This is a genomic window from Methanofollis fontis (assembly GCF_004297185.1).
GTDB lineage: Archaea > Halobacteriota > Methanomicrobia > Methanomicrobiales > Methanofollaceae > Methanofollis > Methanofollis fontis.
Genome location: NZ_PGCL01000001.1, coordinates 366,203 through 382,267, shown reverse-complemented (window position 1 = coordinate 382,267; position 16,065 = coordinate 366,203). Strand labels below are relative to the sequence as shown.

Sequence of the window (16,065 nt, the reverse complement as noted above, 5' to 3'; positions counted from 1 at the left end):
GTGCCAGAGGGAGGCGAGGTGGGGCGATGCTGATCCGGGACATCAGGGACGGGCCCCATGCCCGCGTCGGGGACCGCTCGGTCCTCTGCGAACTCCTACACCCGGCGCACGAAGAGGGATGTGCCAACCGCTACAGCCTCTCCCATGCCGTTGTCCCGGCGGGGGAGAAGACCCTGCCGCATCTGCTGAAGACGGCGTCAGAAACCTATTATGTCCTCGCGGGCGAGGGGCGGATGCATATCGGGGAGGAGAACGCCCCCCTCCGGGAGGGGCAGGCGGTATATATCCCGCCCGGGGCGGTGCAGTGGATCGAGAACACCGGGGAGGGCGACCTCCTCTTCCTGGCCATTGTGGACCCGATGTGGAGCGAGTCAGACGAGGAGATCTGCTGAGGGATCTCCTCTCTCTCCCGGAAAACAGAACTCAACCCTGGTGTTCCGGCTTTTCCCGCCGTCCGGCGATCGACATGCCCCAGAAGATCACCGGAAGGAGGAGGTAGACGCCTGTGCTCCAGGTGATCCCCAGCAGCGCCAGCATGATGCCGAGTGCCGAGATGGCGGGTATGACGCGGGCCCTGACAGCCCCCTTATGAAGGTCGGCAGGGGTGAACTCCGGGGCGAGGAGGTGCGGGGTGCGGGCGACATACCACCACTGGAGGAGGAGGAGCAAACCGACGACCAGGAGGTTCGCCTCCAGCACGATGGCGGCGAGCGGGATATCGGTGAAATCTCCGGAGAACGATGTGGTGAAGGGGATCACGCAGATGGCCATCAGCAGAAAGAGGTTCATGTTCAGGAAGGGGCGGTTGATATAGGTCATCCGGCGGGAGAGGAGATGGTGGGAGATCCACATGCCGTGAAGGATGAAGAATGCGATCACGTAGTGGATCAGGTCGGGGAGGAGTCCGGTGAGGACATCGACGAGGGCCGTGGATGAACGGATCGTCTCATGGGCAGGAACGGCGATCCCCAGAACAAGAAGGGTCATGGCAATGGCGAATATACCGTCTGTCAGTGCTTCAAACCGTGATTTTGAAAACCCGATGCTGTCCGGGTGAAGATTTCCGTCCATCGTTCTCCATCAATTTTTTTCGGAGTCGTTTATAATGGCTCTGAATTGTTCTGGTACCGCCTCCCCCTCAGACCACCAGTCGCCGGCGCATCATCCGCAGGGCAATCAAGAAGAGCGGCGGGGTGACGACGGCGATCCAGGCCAGACCGAGGGCGAAGAGGCCCCACCCGCTCATGAGGGTGAGGGCGCGGCAGACGTTGACCACATGTGCCAGGGGCAACGCCGCCAAGGCGAGGGCCTGCAGGGGACCGGGCAGGAGGTCGAGGGGGAAGAAGGTGCCGGAGAAGAGGAACATCGGGGTGACGAAGAGGAAGGCAGGATAGTTGATCGACTCGATGTTCGGGATGATTGAGGTGAAGCACATCCCGATGGAGGCGAAGAGCAGGCCTGCTGCAAAGGCGAAGGGGATGAGGAGGAGTGAGGAGGGGAGGGCGACGACGCCGAAGAGGACGAGGACCGGGAGCATCAGCGATGCGGAGATGAGGCTCCGGGTCGCCCCCCAGAGGATCTCGCCGGCGATCACCTCCTCGATCGAGACGGGCGTTGCGATGATGGCGTCGAAGGTCTTCTGGTAGTACATCCGCACATAACTGCCGTAGGTGCACTCGAAGAAGGAGGCGTTCATCACCGAGATCGCCACGAGCGCCGGGGCGATAAAGCGGACGTAGGGGACGCCGTCGATATCGGTGATATACGACCCGACCCCGAAGCCGAGGGCGAGGAGATAGAGCACGGGCTCGAAGGCCGGGGGGATCAGGTTCACCCGCCAGGTCTTGAGGAAGACGTCGAGGTTGCGGCGCCAGACGGTCCAGGCCCGTCGGCTCAGGTTCCGGCCGATCATTCCCGCAGCCTCCTGCCGGTGAGGCGGAGAAAGACGTCCTCCAGGGTGGCGGGACGGGTCGAGAGGCGGATGGCGCCGCACTCGTCGAGCAGGGTCCGCGAGATCGGCGCCGGATCGTCGGCCGGCACCTGGATGCTCTCGCCCCCCTCCTCATACTCGATGCCGTGCCGCTCCAGGCAGGTGCGGACGGCGTCTGTGGGTTCGGCCTCGATGACGTGCCGCCCGATCCCGGACCGGATCAGGTCGGGCGGTGCACCGCGGGCCAGGACCTCGCCACCGTCCATGATCACCAGCCGGTCGCAGAGGCGCTCGGCCTCCTCCATGTAGTGGGTGGTGAGCACGATCGTCCGCCCCTCGCGCTGGAGGGCCCGTAATCGTTCCCAGATCTGGTGGCGGGCCTGCGGGTCGAGGCCGGTGGTGGGTTCGTCCAGGATCAGTACCCTGGGATCGTTGATAAGGGCGCGGGCCAGGATCAGCCGCCGCCGCATACCGCCGGAGAGGCTTTCGATGATCACGTCGGCCTTCTGGCGCACCTCCACGAAGTCCAGGAGGTCCTCCACCCGTTCTTCTGCTTCCGCAGGCGGGACCCCGAAGTAGCGGGCGTAGGAGAGGAGATTTTCGCGGCCGGTGAGGTCGGGGTCCAGGTTGTTCTCCTGCGGTACGATCCCGAGGATGGCCTTGATCTCCCGCGGCTCTGTCTCCGGGTCCATCCCGAAGATCCGGAGGTCGCCGCCGCTGCGGGGCGAGGCGCACTGGATCATCCGCATCGTCGTGGTCTTTCCGGCGCCGTTCGGGCCGAGAAACCCGAAGGCCTCCCCCTCATGGACGGTGAAATCGATCGCCCTGACCGCCTCGAACGTCCCGAACCGCTTTGTCAGCCCCCGTGCACAGATGGCGGTGCGCTCCTGCATCGGGTGAAGATTCACGGCCAAGGAGAACAGGTTTGCGATCCGAAAGGGAGCGGGTGCGGAAGAGAATCTTTTTTGCGCACACCGGCGGATAGACGAATATGGCATCCCCACTTATCGCCGTTATTCTCTCGTTCTTCATCCCCGGTCTCGGGCAGTTCTATACCGGGCAGCTCCTCAAGGCCGTCGTGCTCTTCGTGCTGGCGGTGATCTTCGGATGGTTCTCGACGATCCTGATCGGCATCCCGTTCTATCTGCTCGTCTGGGTCTATTCGATGTACGACGCCTATACGGCGGCGAAGGAGAGTGTGTAGGTTTTTTCTCTTTTTTTGGTCGGGTTGAGGAGTGCTCAATACCGGATCGTATGGGTCGGGATGGATTCGCCCATCCCGGTCAAGAGATGATTCTTCTCGAACAGCACGGGACGGGGGGTTCCACCCCCCGCACCCCCCGGTCGATAGGATAGGGGCCTGTGGGGTCTTCGGGGGAGTCCTGAGATGGAGGCACGTCCCTGATACCAATCTCCGGCGTGAAAAAGAGAATATTCAGCAAAATTTCGGTGGCGTTCTCTCCGCCTTGATGGTGTCCTCAATCCCCTCCCCGATCCCAACCTATATGTACCGGGAAGTCTTCAGTCAGGATCATCGGAAAGGAGGGATAAGAAATGTCTGATGGGCATGAGAAAGACAAGGTCATCTTCGCCGCTACGATGGCGTCGACGTTTGAACCGGACTCGATGACGAATGACAAACTCGAGGCGGCGACAAAGGGGCACGGGTCTCTGGTAATCCCGGTGTTTGCTGCGGCAAACTCCCTTGCCGAGGACATCTTCTGTCCCATCGGGGGGGAGGAGATGAGCCTGATGGGGCGGATGACCGTGGTGGACGCCGCCGCCCCCGAACTCCCGCTTGACATGGTGATCGAGAAGGCCGTGCGGGCGGCGATGAACGCCGGGGCCGAACCGGCGAATGCCGCCCTGATCGTGGCATCGCTCGCCTATTTCTCGGGCTCCTGCGCCCGTTCCGGTGTGCCGCTCGGCAACCGCAAACTCGGTGCGATCGCCCGGATCCATGCCGGCGCTGCCCGGACAAGCGCCATTGCTCTCGTCACCGGCAAGTTCACCCACCGCATCCAGGCCTTCCCGGCCTATATGGCGATCTACGAGGGGCTGCTGGGGAAGAAACTGACACAGGTGGACGGCGCCGTCCTCCCGCCCTTCATTGCCGGCGGGGCGATCTACGGTCATTCGGCCCTCGGCGAGGACTACAACATCCCAGAACTCGCCTACAACGCCGCCAAAGCCGGGACCGAGGCGATGATGCGGAGCATGGAGGGTGCGGGGATCACCCCCTACGCCCTATGGCCGGCCATGATCGGTGCGGCGGTGACGATGGAGCTCGTCCACCCCGACGCCCTGCTCGGGGAGGAGTTCGGCAAGTTCGGTCGGGTGGACTCGGCCTATCTCGCCGGGAAGGGCGCCCGTGACGCCGCCGGTCTGCCGGAAAAACTCCATATCCGCGGCACGCACGAGGAGTACGACACCGCCAAGGTGCTCGGCGACTTCGGGCTGATCCTCAAGGACATCGGCGGACCGTCGGTCATCGGCTCGATGGCGCTCTCCGAGATCATGGCCGGATTCGAGGAGGCGGCGATGATCGGTGCGGGCTTCTCCGGTGGGCCGGTGAACCCGCCCCTCGGCCACCTGGAGGGCGACTGCGTCCCGGCGATGCGTCTGCTCGTGAAATACGGCGGCGACGTCTTCGCCGTTGCGGAGGCGATCCGGGACTACAAGATGAACTCCTTCATCGACCCCGAGATGGCGCTCTGCGGGCTGAACACGATTGCGCGCAAGGCCGAGCAGGTGACCCGCGGCCGCATCACAAAGGCCTGCATCCTGGCGTCCGAAGGGGTGCGGGACCGGGCGATCTACCGGCGGGCCGCCCACACCTACGACCTGATGAAGGCCGGACGGACGGTGGCCGAGGCGACGCACACCCTCGACGAGGAGCGGCAGGCCTATGTCGAGCGCCGGGGGTCGGCGATCCTCTCGGGGTTCACCGGCAAGAAAATCGAGTTCAAATACACCTCCATCAAGCCCCACGGTCGCCGGACCGACAAATTCACTGCACGCTACTGGGGCTTTGACTCCAATGTCGCCTACGACGTCACCATCGACGGCAAGACCTACCATGTGGACAACCTGAGCGGGAAGGAGGTGCCGGCCTTTGTCCTGGAGGGCAAGAACCGGGACAACCCGGACTGGCCGATCGCCCTCTTCTGCGGGGCGGTGCTGACACAGGAGCTCCAGTACATCGGACACACCATCATCAACATCACCGTTCCGGCGGCGGTGGCGGCCCTCATCGGTGACGAGGCGAAGGACGCCGCATATGGTGCCGAGGACGGTGCCTACCTGACGCGGGCGATCCCGGGCGCCGGCGACAAGGCCCTTGAGGTGGCAAAACTGTCGCAGCGGGTGTATGCGAAGATCAACGAACCCTTCCCGCCTGCAGAATGAGGGCACTGCTCATCGATCCGAGGGGCGGCGGGATTTCGGGCGACATGCTCGCCGCCGCCCTTGCCGACCTGACAGGATCGGCAGCGCCCCTCGAACACCTGGGTGCGGCGATCGCCGCCCTGCCCGGGTGTGAGGAGTTTTCCGTCGGGCTCGAGGAGGTTGACGGCGGGGTCAGGGCCAGGCGCCTGGCGATCCGACTGCGGGAAAAGCCCGCCGGATCGGATGGTGACCTTGCCGCCGCCCTGGCTGATGTGGCCGCTTCGGTCGGGCTGTCCACCTGGGGGCGGGAACGGGCGGGGCGGGTGCTCGCCGACCTGCTCGCCGCCGAACGGCGCCTCCACCCCTCGGGGTTTTCACGGCATGCGGTGGCCTCGGCCGATACGATCTTCGATATCCTCGCCCCTCTCCTGCTGATGGAGGAGTCCGGGCTCTCTCGGTGCCCGGTGCTCGCCACCCCCCCGGCACTCGGGGGAGGGGAGATCCGGACCGGCGGCGGCACCGTCGGCGGACCGGCGCCTGCCGCCCTCGAGATCTGTGCGGCCCACCACATCCCGGTGGCCGAAAGTCCGCTCACCATGGAGTTGACCACCCCGACCGGCGCCGCCCTCCTCGCCAATCTAGCCGTTGTTGCCGACCGGTTCCCGGCGATGACCCCGGTCCGCACCGGCTACGGGGCCGGGACGCGCCCGAACGGCAATGGCGTCAGCATCCTGCGGGTAGTGGAGGGGGAGGTGAGCGACCTCGTGGAGGAGCGGATCGTCATGCTGGAGACGAACCTGGACGACATCAGCGGCGAGGTGGTCGCCCACGCCCTCGGGCGTCTCCTCGAGGAGGGGGCGACCGACGCCTTCATCACGCCGGCCATCGGGAAGAAGAACCGCCCTGTGCAGGTGCTCACAGTGAACACCGACCGCGAACACTTTTCCCGCCTCCTCGGTGTGCTGATGGAGGAGACCGGCACTCTGGGTGTGCGGGTCCGTGAGGAGCCCCGCCTGGTCGCCGACCGACGGCGTGAGGCGCTGGAAATCCCCATCGGCGGGCGGACCTTTCTGGTGCGGGTGAAGACCTCTCGGGCCTGCGGACGGGTGATCGCCGTCAAGCCCGAGTACGAGGATATGCGTCAGATTGCCCGAGAACTCGGGATCAGCCTCCGTGAAGTAGCTTGGGAGGTGGAACGGCACCTCCCGGGACCGGGCGCCTGACAGGCGCTCGATCCGGCACCTCCCGGGTGCGGAAGGCCCAAAAATTAATACAGAGCAATCAATATTTCCATCTGAATATATCAAAATCTTTATATGTTTTGCTGACCTGTTGACTCCTGATGGATTCGGGAAGGCTTCTTAATCCCATTAAACCTCAAATTTCTGTTTTATATGTAGATGATGAGCCATCACTCCTTGAAATAGGGAAATTATTCCTTGAACGGAAAGGAAATATCGCCGTTACCCCTGCCCCCTCCGCGGAGGATGCGCTCTCTATCCTGGACACCGGCACCTTCGACGGTGTGGTCTCCGACTACCAGATGCCGGGCATGGACGGCATCGACCTGCTCAGGGAGGTGAGGAAACTCTATGGGCCCCTTCCCTTCATCATCTTCACCGGAAAAGGGCGGGAGGAGGTGGTGATCGAGGCGCTGAACTCCGGGGCGGACTACTATCTCCAGAAGGGCGGGGCGCCGAAACCGCAGTTTGCCGAACTGGAGAATATCATCAGGCACGCCGTTGAAAAAAGCCAGATGGCGCGTGCTCTTGAGGAGAGCGAGGAGCGCTACCGGACCGTCGTCGAGGACCAGAGCGAGATGATCTGCTGGTTCGATCCCGATGGGGTGATCCTGTTTGCCAACGAGGCCTTCTGCAGACATTTCGGGGTGCCGGGGGAGGAGATGGTGGGGCGCCGGTTCGCCCCGGAGATCCCCCTCAATGAACGGGAGCGTCTCCATGCCCATTTTGAGTCCCTCACCCCGGATCATCCGGTCGCCCATATCGATCACCGGGTGATCATGCCCTCAGGCGAGGTGCGCTGGCATGGCTGGACCGATCGCGCCTCCTTTGACGCTGCGGGCAACCTGGTCCGGATCCAGTCGGTGGGCAGGGACATCTCCGATCACAAGCGTGCCGAGATTGAGGCTGTCGCATCCAGGCAGCGCCTGAAGGACGTGCTCGATTTCCTCCCGGATCCCACGTTCGCCATCGATGCCGAAGGAAAGGCGACGCTCTGGAACGGGGAGATGGAGAGACTGACCGGCGTTCCGGCCGAAGCGGTGATCGGGCAGTCCGAATGCGACGCCTTCATCCATCCGCATGGTCCGGTCCGCCCGGTGCTGGCAGAGATCGTTATCGGTCTGGCGCCGAAGGATGCAACGGGCCGCTTCACCTTCACACGGTGGAAGGGGGACAGTCTCCTGGGGGAGATCGAGGTCACCGCCAGTGACGGGAGCGAACGCGTGTTATGGGGACTGGCGACCCCCCTCTGGGGTCATGACGGCACGATCGTTGGTGCCATCGAATCACTCCACGACGTCACCGATCTCCGCGCCAGCGAACGCACCCTGCACGAGGCAAACGGTCTCCTGGAATGGATGTTCGATGCCCTGCCCGATATCATCGGGATCATGCGCCCGGACCGGCGGATCATCCGCTACAACCGAGCGGGCTATGAGGCCCTCGGGGTGACGCACGAAGAAGCGTCCGGAAATCCCTGCTACTCCCTCATCGGCAGGTCCCGACCGTGTGAGATCTGCGCCACAGAGATGGCCCTGAAAAGCGGGAAACCCGAGACGATCGAGAAGTATGTGCCTGAACTGGATATGCACCTGAGGTGCACGAGTGTCCCCATCTTCGCTCCAGACGGTGAGGTTTCTCTGGTCGTCGAGCAGCTCTCCCCGATCCCGGAGCGGGGGGTGGAACGGCACAGTGAGGTCGGGGCGCCTGTCGTTTCCCCCTCTCGTAGATAACGAAGGTTTCGTTATCTACGACGGGACGATCAGGGAGAGTACCTCCAGAAAAAAAGGTTAGCGGCGCTGGTACTTCCTGAAATAGTACCAGACGCCCCCGGCGATCGCACCGAGCAGCAGGAGTCCGGCGATCGCAGCAAATGACTGTTCTCTGACGACGATCCGGAAGTCGTCGCTCAGTTCGCCCTGGTCGGATATGGTGTTCACGGTGATCTTGTACTCGGAGGCGACGATGCTCGACGGCGGCACCACCGTCACGCTCACCCGCTCCGACTCGCCGGGCTGGAGACTCGTGATGTTCGCCGGCGTCACCGTCGCCTTCCAGCCCTGCGGTGCGTTTACCTCGAACCGGATCCCGGTCAGGGCGCCGGCATTGCCGATGTTCCTGATCTGAAGATCGAAGGTGACGCTCTCGCCCATATCCGCCTCGTAGCGGTAGCGTTCAGCCGAGATCCGCATCTCATAACTCCCGCTGATCTTCGCCGTCAGGTCCTCGGTATAGACGTCGGAGGAGGACTCGATCGCGGCCGTAAACGAGTAGTCGCCGACTTCCGTGCCGTAGGGCGGGATCGCTTCGAGATAGAGGCTCCGCTCCCCGCCGGCCGGTACGAAGATCTCCGAGATGTCGCTGGTGTCCCCGGCATTTTCCTTGTAACGGGCGTACCAGCCCGCAGGGAGGTCGCCGGTCGAGAGCCGGTAGGTGTCGTCGGCCTTCCCGACGTTCTGGAGGGTCATCTCGAAGGTCGGGTTCCTGCCCGCCGGTGTGGTGATCAGGGAGGACTTCACCGTCACCTCGGCCGCATAGGAGGACTTCTCGAGCATCACCGTCCCGGCGTCGGTGGTGATCCCGCACTTCACCTTCACGTCCCTCTTCTCGGCTGAGCGGTAGCCGGGTTTGGTGATCAGGAGGAGATAGACGTCCTGCGGGAGGCCGGTGCTGATCCTCCCGTCGGCCGTCGTCATCACCCGGTCGAAGGGCTCGCTCTCGCTCCCGCTATAGACCTCGACCGTCGCTCCCTTCACCCGCTCCCCGTCCTTGTCGGTCACCAGCAGGTTCAGGGTGCCGAGTTCGCCGGTATGTGTCTTCGAGATGGTGACATGGAGCCAGATCGTGCCGTCGCCGATATGCGCCTTCAGCGGATACTCGCCGACCGGGGTGTCGGCCGCCGTCTCCACCTCGAGGGTGACGACCTTTGATCCGCCGGCCGGGATGGAGACCCGGTTCACCTCGGTCTCGCCGTCGACAAACCGCATCTCCCAGTTCCTGCTCCCGGCATAGTTCTCGGTCCACATCCGGATCTGGTCGGCGCTCCCGTCCGCGGGGGCGCCGTTGTTCGTGGCGGTGAGGCTGAAGGTCGCCGTCTCCCCGGCCTCCACCACCTGACCGGGAAAATCGCAGTGGACCGAGACGCTCCCTGACGATATGCTCCCGGCCGCCGCCGGCAGGGGCAGGGCGGCGGTGAGCACCAGCAGGGCGGCGAGGAGGGCGAACACCCTGGTCATCGCACGTCCTCCCGCATGAACCGCACCCAGGCAAGCCCGAAGAAGAGGGCGGGGGTGATGATCAGGGCGGCGATGTTCGTCGCCATCTCACCGAGGAGGGAGAAGAGCGCGGAGAAACCCTCCTGCGGTATCTCGTCTTCCATTTCCACGACCGAGTAACTGGAACTGCTCAACATCATCCGCGCCATGCCCGGGTTGGTCACGGCATAGGCCAGCCGCTGGTAGTTGTTCGTCGGCGAGAGCAGGGAGACGGCTTCCCCGACCGCCTGCCGTCGTTCCCAGTAGGCGCGGGACTTCTCCTCGTACTCCTGCCAGGCCTCGTCGACCACCGGTTCGGGCATGCCCTCACCGTCCACGATCTCGACCGCCCTCGACACAACGGTGGTGCCCTGGCCACTGAAATACATCATATCGGACTCCGGCGGTTCGGGGGGCTGGCCGAAGACGGCGGTGTAGACTGAGCCGTAGGTGAAGACCGGGAGGAGGGAGGAGAGCACGATCATGACGATCAGGGTGTAGATGATGGCGCTCCCGCTGTCCTTTGCCACCGTCGACATGAACAGGGCGATTGCGAAGAACGAGAAGACGAGCAGGAACGAGAGCACCCCGAAGAGGAGCATCCGCACGATCTCCTCGAAGTCCGGGACGATCCCGAAGAGGAGTATCACGGCAAGAGAGAGCACGAGCATGATCCCCATCGCCAGGGCGATCGCCGCAACGCCCCCAAGGGCCTTGCCGTTGATCACCTCGTCACGGTAGATCGGGTGCGAGAGCAGGATCTTCAGGGATCGGCTCTCCTTCTCCTTGGTGATGAGGTCAAAACCCATCGCAATCCCGAGGATCACGCCGATCGTCGTCATCAGCATGGACATCTCGGTGAAGGCGGAGAGGATCGTCGGTTTCCAGGAGTAATACGATTTTTCCATGAATCCGTCATCCTGGGCCGCCTGTTGCATGCTGTTGTAGTCGTCGATCTGTTTCTGGTACTCGACCGCCCCGCTGATGAGCCCGACGGCGGCGATGACCAGGAAGATCCCGAAGATCAGGTGAAACTTCCTGCTCCGCAGGTGGTCGTTGAACTCCTTGCCGGCGATCACCCGCAGCCCTGCCGACCTCATGAGGAGGCCTCCCCGCCATAATAGGAGAGGAGGACCTCCTCCAGGTCGGGCTGCTCCGCCTCGATCCGGCGCACCGGGACGTTTGCCCTGAGCAATCTGTCGGCTATGCGCTCCCTGATATCCGTCTGCGCCACGATCCGTGCCTCCTGCCTGGTCTCCGAGTAGTCGGCCGAGAGGATCGCCGGGTCGTCGAAGGGGGGCATGGGGGAATAGGTCTCGATGCGGATGGCGATCCCTTCCTGATCGAGGGTCGCCGCCCCTGTCAGGTCGTCCCGGGTGCCGCTCGCCACCAGTCTGCCGCGGGCGAGGATGGCGGCCGCCGTGCAGACCCGGTTCACCTCGGAGAGGATATGGGAGGAGACGAGCACCGTGGTGCCGTTATCCGCCGTTTCACCGATGATCCGCCGGTAGTCCGCCACCCCCTGCGGGTCCAGGTTTGCCGTGGGTTCGTCCAGGATGATCAGAGATGGATCGTTGATCAGGGCCCTGGCAAGACCGAGGCGCTGGCGCATCCCCTTCGAATACCCGCCGACCTGCTTCTCGATCCCGTCGAGACCGACCAGGGAGAGGAGGTCCGGGATCCGCTTCCGCCGTTCGGCGGCGTCCATGCCGAAGAGCCGCGCTGAGTACTCCAGGTTCTCTTCGGCCGTCAGGGTGGCGTAGAAACCGACGTCCTCGGGCATGTAGCCGATCCGGTGCTTCACCTCGATCGGGTTCTTCGCCACCTCGATGCCGTCGATAAAACACGCCCCTGAGGTCGGTTCGATGAGTCCGATGAGCATCAGGATGGTGGTGCTCTTCCCGGCGCCGTTCGGACCGAGGAGGCCGAAGATCTCGCCCGGCGGGATCTCGAGGCAGAGGTCGTCGACGGCCGCAACGCCATTGTACACCTTGGTCAGGTGTTCGCAACGTATCATGTGTTTTCAGGTCTCCTTATTTGAACAGGGGAATGAATATTTGCCCGAGTTTATAATAGGCTTCTGACGCAATCGTTTACACGTCTTCAGGACCGTTCTGGTAACGATAATACGTTAACGGTTGTGCCAGATGATTTAAGGGGGGATGCGCGCCATACCATACCCATGCGATCGTGGAGCATGGGATGCGTGGCGGTGCTGCTGCTGGTTGTCACCTCGCCCTCTCTCTGTCTGGCGTTTCCCTCCTTCCCCGCCGACCCGAACGATCCCTCGATGATCACAGTCACCGTCGTCGATGCCTCTGAATTTGTCGAAGTCCCGGGCTACGTGTTCATTATGCGAAACGGACCCATCGATATGGTGCATGAGGACGATCCCTCCTCCGTTCTCAGGGTTGCCGTGTATTCAGTGAAGGCGGCGGAGGACTCCTCTGTGGTCGTCCTGGAGGACACCGCAGCGGAAAGGGCCGGAGGGTATGCCGGGTGCACCGCCGCCCCGGAACCGACCGCCTCTCTTGATGGGGTGGGGGAAGACAATCACTTGAATCTGCCTTTCTCGTCGAACACCCTTCCTTTATTTCCGGATTTCGGTAGCAGAAGCCGCTATTACCTCCTGGACGTCGAATCGAACACCACCTGTTTCTGGGTGGACCTCGTCTGGAAGGATCCGGAGCGCCCGCTCGGCCTGACGATCTATCACCCGGACGGCGTGCTCGGCACCTATGACGATACGAGCGACGGCAAAGAGGATGGCAGGATCTATCTTCGGATCTCCAATGAGGCCGGGATCGCACAGGGAAAATGGTTCCTGAAGATCAGCGGATCGAGACCGTTTACGTCGAGTAACTATGCATTCAGCACCTATCTCTGGTGAGCGGATGTGGGGGCGGGTGGCGTTCCTGGTCCTTGCCCTCGCCCTGGTGCAGGCCGTCTCCGCCGCATATGTCGTCAGCCCGGGGGGGGCGCACCCGCCCTCCGGCCCCCCGGCAGCGCTGCACGAGGTCGCCGTCTGGGAGCTCCCGCTCTGGGTGGTGCTGCTGGAGGTCTGCGTCCTCCCGCTTGAACTCCTGGGGGCGGCGAAGACCTGCCTCGCCCTGGGCTGGCGGCGGGTGGCGCCCCGGAACGTGCTGGACCACCCGCTCAGGTCGGAGATCTACGACGCCATCCGGGCATCGCCCGGCATCCACCTCCGGGGGCTCTCCGATGTTGCGGCGATGCCGCTGAGCACGCTCCGCTATCATCTAGCGGTCCTGGAGGAGCACCACAAGATCACCACCCTCGACGAGGACGGATATCGGCGGTTCTACGAGAACAGCGGAACCTATACACAGGTCCAGCAGCGGGTGTTCAAACACCTCAGGAACGCCACCACGCGGCAGATCCTGGTTGGGATCCTGGAGCATCCCGGAGCGACCCGGCAGGAGATCGCTGATATCCTGGGGATCTCGGGACCGGCCGTCACCTGGCATGTCAACAGGCTTGCGGAGGACCGGATCATCAGCAGGGAGCGGGACGGTCGCGCCGTCCGCTACCGGATACGCGAGGACGCCGCCATTGAACTCGTTGCCGGTATCGGGAACGATGGCGCTGTTGTCTCCTTCCGTGCCTGAATCCGGCGGGTGTGATCCGGCAACGCTCACGGCAAAAATGCGATCAGGGACATCATCCCTCTTCAATGGGTGCTGTGGGGGGAGAAAAGAGAAGAACACCCTTTTTTGCGTTCGGCAAGTCCTTCAGGGAAAGATCCCAGGAAAAGCCCCGGGCAGCGCCATTCCGATGACGCCCGATGTCACCGCAATCAGTGCGATGATCAGCACCATCATCTTCTCCATTTCGTCCAGTTGCAGCAATGATCCCAGAATGATTACCCCCCTCTGGCGGTACACTCTGATAGTGCAGACAATTCTATATATAGTTTTGCCGTTCGTGCACCTCTGAGATCCCCTCTTTTAGGAATATTCTTGGTTATTGCTGCCGAATTCTGAATCTCTTCTGCTATCAGTGTTTTTCGTTTCCGCCCACCATCATTAAATAATCCCCTCCTGATACTCCCCCGATCAGGATGACCGCAGACGGGATGGACCGAAGCCGTTTTGACCATGTTCCCGAGCGTATCGGGGGCCTCGTGGACATCGCATTCAACCTCTGGTGGAGCTGGCATCCCGCCGCCCGGGTGCTCTTCAAACAGCTGAATGCCCATGCATGGAAGGAAAGCCGCCACAACCCGGTGCAGATGCTCAGGGAGGTGCCGGTTGATTACCTGAAACGGGCGGCACGCACCCCGGAATACCTCCGCCGCTACGACATCATCATGGAGCGTTACCAGGACTATATGGCGAGGAAGACCTCCTGGTTCACCGGGGAGTACTCCCCCTGCCGCCCGGTGACTGTCGCCTACTTCTCGGCCGAATACGGCCTCCATCATTCCCTCCCCTTCTATGCGGGCGGGCTCGGCTTTCTTGCCGGCGACCATCTCAAGGAGTGTTCCGACCTCGGCGTTCCCCTCGTCGCCGTTGGATTCATGTACTCCTCCGGGTATCTCCATCAGCATATCGGCACGGACGGTTCGCAGATGAACATCGAGGAGATCCTTGACCGCGACGCCGCCCCGATCACCCGCGTCCTGGGGGAGTCAGGGCGGCAGATCGTCGTGCGTGTCCCCCTCATCGAACCCCCCATCCATGTTGCCGTCTGGAAGGTGCAGGTCGGACGGGTGCCCCTCTACCTCCTTGACACCGATATCGCCGAGAACCGTCCGGAACACCGGGGGATCTCCCACCGCCTCTACGGGGGCGACCGCGAGGAGCGCCTCCTCCAGGAGATCGTGCTCGGCATCGGCGGGAGGAAGGTGCTCTCCTACCTGGGCGTCCACTATTCGGGGGTGCACATCAACGAGGGCCACCCGGCCTTTGCCCTCATCGAGCGGGTGCGGGAACGGATCGAGCAGGGTTTCTCCTTCGAGGACGCCCTGGAGCAGGTGCGCGGCACCTCGGTGTTCACCACCCATACCCCCCTTCCGGCCGGCACCGACATCTTCCCCTTCGATATGGTGGACCGCTATCTGCGGGGGTATTATGAATGCCTCGGGATCGAACGGGACCGATTTCTCGGTCTCGGGACCGATCCCGGCGATCCGCACGCCGGCTTCAATATGACCGTGTTCGCGATGCGGATGTCGGCCTACCACAATGCCGTCTCGGCCCGCCACGGCGAGGTGACCAGGGGGATGTGGAAGGGGCTCTGGCCCGGGCTTCCCGAGGACCGGCTGCCGATCGATGCGATCACCAACGGCGTCCACCTCCAGACATGGCTCAACCCCAGGATGGAGGACCTCTTCGACCGGTATATCGGGTCCGTATGCCCCTACTGGCAGATGGAGCATGACAACCCGGTGATCTGGGAGCTGGTGGACGAGATCCCGGACGGAGAACTCTGGCACCTCCATATCTGGCTGAAGATGAAACTGATCAACAGGATCAGGGAGATGAAACGGCGAAAATGGGCCAAACACCAGGAAGTGCCCGAGAACGTTGTTGCCGAAGGCGTCTTCCTGAACCCGAGCGTGCTGACCATCGGCTTCGCACGCCGCTTCTCCACCTACAAGCGGGCGGACCTGATCTTCCACGACCTCGAACGGCTGAAGCGGATCGTGAACAACCGCTGGCACCCGGTCCAGATCATCTTCGCCGGCAAGGCCCATCCGGATGATGTCGGGGGTCAGGATGTGCTCCGCCGGATCTACCGCTATGCGCAGTCCTCGGAGTTCGGGGGGAAGATCGCCTTTGTGGAGGATTATGGCGAACAGATGGCCCAGTACCTGGTTCACGGGGTTGATCTCTGGCTGAACAACCCGCTGCCGCCGATGGAGGCGAGCGGCACCTCGGGGATGAAGGCGGCGATCAACGGCGTGATCAACCTCTCCATCCTGGACGGATGGTGGGTGGAGGGGTATAACGGCCGGAACGGATGGGCGTTCGGCGGCGAGTGTGTCTGCAAGGACCGCACGGATACCGACGCCGGGGCGATCTACGATCTTCTCGAACAGGAGATCGTCCCCCTCTACTACCAGACCGATATGGATGGCGTCCCGCATGGATGGGTGCGGACGATGAAGGAGTCGATCAAGAGCAATGCACCCCGCTTCTGTTCTCGGCGGATGCTCAAGGAGTATGTCCACCGCTATTATCCGCGGCTGGTCTCGTGTGCGGGTGCGCCGTTACCGGGTGCGGAACGATGA

Annotated in this window: 15 protein-coding genes; 8 read left to right on the top strand and 7 right to left on the bottom strand. The window is 63.0% G+C overall.

The features are described 5' to 3' along the window. Positions 1–26: 26 nt before the first annotated feature. Positions 27–392: a cupin domain-containing protein gene (locus tag CUJ86_RS01855; protein ID WP_130645857.1), complete on the top strand. Its 366-nt coding sequence runs from the start codon at positions 27–29 to the stop codon at positions 390–392. A gap of 31 nt (positions 393–423) precedes the next feature. Here the strand turns inward: CUJ86_RS01855 and CUJ86_RS01850 are convergent, their stop codons facing one another. From CUJ86_RS01850 to CUJ86_RS01840, 3 genes are all read right to left on the bottom strand, one after another. Continuing rightward, positions 424–1,071, bottom strand: coding sequence for a TMEM175 family protein (locus CUJ86_RS01850; RefSeq protein WP_130645856.1), 648 nt, complete (start codon positions 1,069–1,071; stop codon positions 424–426). Between the two features lie 67 nt (positions 1,072–1,138). Next, entirely contained in the window at positions 1,139–1,912 is a 774-nt protein-coding gene (locus CUJ86_RS01845; RefSeq protein ID WP_130645855.1) for an ABC transporter permease, read from the bottom strand. Then, complete coding sequence (locus CUJ86_RS01840) at positions 1,909–2,823, bottom strand: ABC transporter ATP-binding protein (RefSeq protein WP_130645854.1); 915 nt, start codon at positions 2,821–2,823, stop codon at positions 1,909–1,911. Before CUJ86_RS01840 ends, CUJ86_RS01845 begins: the two co-directional genes overlap by 4 nt. A gap of 98 nt (positions 2,824–2,921) precedes the next feature. Here CUJ86_RS01840 and CUJ86_RS01835 point away from each other — a divergent pair, with 98 nt between their 5' ends. The 4 genes from CUJ86_RS01835 (at position 2,922) to CUJ86_RS01820 (ending at position 8,291) form a co-directional block, all read left to right on the top strand. Then, on the top strand, positions 2,922–3,134 hold the full coding sequence (locus CUJ86_RS01835; RefSeq protein WP_130645853.1) for a DUF5683 domain-containing protein: 213 nt from the start codon (positions 2,922–2,924) through the stop codon (positions 3,132–3,134). Between the two features lie 350 nt (positions 3,135–3,484). Continuing rightward, a complete protein-coding gene (locus CUJ86_RS01830) occupies positions 3,485–5,338 on the top strand; it encodes a hypothetical protein (protein ID WP_130645852.1) in 1,854 nt (617 codons plus the stop codon). Further along, positions 5,335–6,540: a nickel pincer cofactor biosynthesis protein LarC gene (larC, locus tag CUJ86_RS01825; protein ID WP_130645851.1), complete on the top strand. Its 1,206-nt coding sequence runs from the start codon at positions 5,335–5,337 to the stop codon at positions 6,538–6,540. The genes CUJ86_RS01830 and larC overlap by 4 nt, the downstream gene beginning before the upstream one ends. A gap of 119 nt (positions 6,541–6,659) precedes the next feature. After that, a complete protein-coding gene (locus CUJ86_RS01820) occupies positions 6,660–8,291 on the top strand; it encodes a PAS domain S-box protein (protein WP_130645850.1) in 1,632 nt (543 codons plus the stop codon). A 57-nt stretch (positions 8,292–8,348) separates the two neighbouring features. Here the strand turns inward: CUJ86_RS01820 and CUJ86_RS01815 are convergent, their stop codons facing one another. From CUJ86_RS01815 to CUJ86_RS01805, 3 genes are read right to left on the bottom strand one after another with little or no spacing between them, the layout of a single operon-like run. After that, the gene (locus CUJ86_RS01815) at positions 8,349–9,794 is read right to left on the bottom strand and encodes an NEW3 domain-containing protein (protein WP_130645849.1); all 1,446 of its coding nucleotides are present in this window, start codon (positions 9,792–9,794) and stop codon (positions 8,349–8,351) included. Beyond that, positions 9,791–10,912, bottom strand: coding sequence for an ABC transporter permease (locus CUJ86_RS01810; RefSeq protein ID WP_130645848.1), 1,122 nt, complete (start codon positions 10,910–10,912; stop codon positions 9,791–9,793). The genes CUJ86_RS01815 and CUJ86_RS01810 overlap by 4 nt, the downstream gene beginning before the upstream one ends. Beyond that, complete coding sequence (locus CUJ86_RS01805) at positions 10,909–11,829, bottom strand: ABC transporter ATP-binding protein (RefSeq protein ID WP_130645847.1); 921 nt, start codon at positions 11,827–11,829, stop codon at positions 10,909–10,911. Before CUJ86_RS01805 ends, CUJ86_RS01810 begins: the two co-directional genes overlap by 4 nt. A 165-nt stretch (positions 11,830–11,994) precedes the next feature. Here CUJ86_RS01805 and CUJ86_RS01800 point away from each other — a divergent pair, with 165 nt between their 5' ends. Then, positions 11,995–12,702 (top strand): hypothetical protein, encoded by a 708-nt coding sequence (locus CUJ86_RS01800; protein WP_130645846.1) that lies wholly within the window; start codon positions 11,995–11,997, stop codon positions 12,700–12,702. After that, a complete protein-coding gene (locus tag CUJ86_RS11735; protein ID WP_165394731.1) occupies positions 12,677–13,438 on the top strand; it encodes a winged helix-turn-helix transcriptional regulator in 762 nt (253 codons plus the stop codon). Before CUJ86_RS01800 ends, CUJ86_RS11735 begins: the two co-directional genes overlap by 26 nt. Positions 13,439–13,561: 123 nt before the next feature. Here CUJ86_RS11735 and CUJ86_RS11730 read toward each other — a convergent pair whose 3' ends face one another. Continuing rightward, entirely contained in the window at positions 13,562–13,714 is a 153-nt protein-coding gene (locus tag CUJ86_RS11730; protein ID WP_165394730.1) for a hypothetical protein, read from the bottom strand. 176 nt (positions 13,715–13,890) lie between these two features. Between CUJ86_RS11730 and glgP the strand changes: the two genes are divergently transcribed. Beyond that, entirely contained in the window at positions 13,891–16,065 is a 2,175-nt protein-coding gene (gene glgP, locus CUJ86_RS01790; RefSeq protein WP_130645845.1) for an alpha-glucan family phosphorylase, read from the top strand.

Bases quoted from the DNA above. Each gene is read 5' to 3' on its own strand.
- glgP (WP_130645845.1), top strand. From the start codon at position 13,891: ATGACCGCAGACGGGATGGACCGAAGCCGTTTTGACCATGTTCCCGAG.
- larC (WP_130645851.1), top strand. From the start codon at position 5,335: ATGAGGGCACTGCTCATCGATCCGAGGGGCGGCGGGATTTCGGGCGAC.
- CUJ86_RS01855 (WP_130645857.1), top strand. From the start codon at position 27: ATGCTGATCCGGGACATCAGGGACGGGCCCCATGCCCGCGTCGGGGAC.
- CUJ86_RS01835 (WP_130645853.1), top strand. From the start codon at position 2,922: ATGGCATCCCCACTTATCGCCGTTATTCTCTCGTTCTTCATCCCCGGT.
- CUJ86_RS01805 (WP_130645847.1), bottom strand. From the start codon at position 11,829: ATGATACGTTGCGAACACCTGACCAAGGTGTACAATGGCGTTGCGGCC.
- CUJ86_RS01810 (WP_130645848.1), bottom strand. From the start codon at position 10,912: ATGAGGTCGGCAGGGCTGCGGGTGATCGCCGGCAAGGAGTTCAACGAC.
- CUJ86_RS01815 (WP_130645849.1), bottom strand. From the start codon at position 9,794: ATGACCAGGGTGTTCGCCCTCCTCGCCGCCCTGCTGGTGCTCACCGCC.
- CUJ86_RS01845 (WP_130645855.1), bottom strand. From the start codon at position 1,912: ATGATCGGCCGGAACCTGAGCCGACGGGCCTGGACCGTCTGGCGCCGC.
- CUJ86_RS01800 (WP_130645846.1), top strand. From the start codon at position 11,995: ATGCGATCGTGGAGCATGGGATGCGTGGCGGTGCTGCTGCTGGTTGTC.
- CUJ86_RS11735 (WP_165394731.1), top strand. From the start codon at position 12,677: ATGCATTCAGCACCTATCTCTGGTGAGCGGATGTGGGGGCGGGTGGCG.
- CUJ86_RS01840 (WP_130645854.1), bottom strand. From the start codon at position 2,823: ATGCAGGAGCGCACCGCCATCTGTGCACGGGGGCTGACAAAGCGGTTC.
- CUJ86_RS01820 (WP_130645850.1), top strand. From the start codon at position 6,660: ATGGATTCGGGAAGGCTTCTTAATCCCATTAAACCTCAAATTTCTGTT.
- CUJ86_RS01830 (WP_130645852.1), top strand. From the start codon at position 3,485: ATGTCTGATGGGCATGAGAAAGACAAGGTCATCTTCGCCGCTACGATG.
- CUJ86_RS01850 (WP_130645856.1), bottom strand. From the start codon at position 1,071: ATGGACGGAAATCTTCACCCGGACAGCATCGGGTTTTCAAAATCACGG.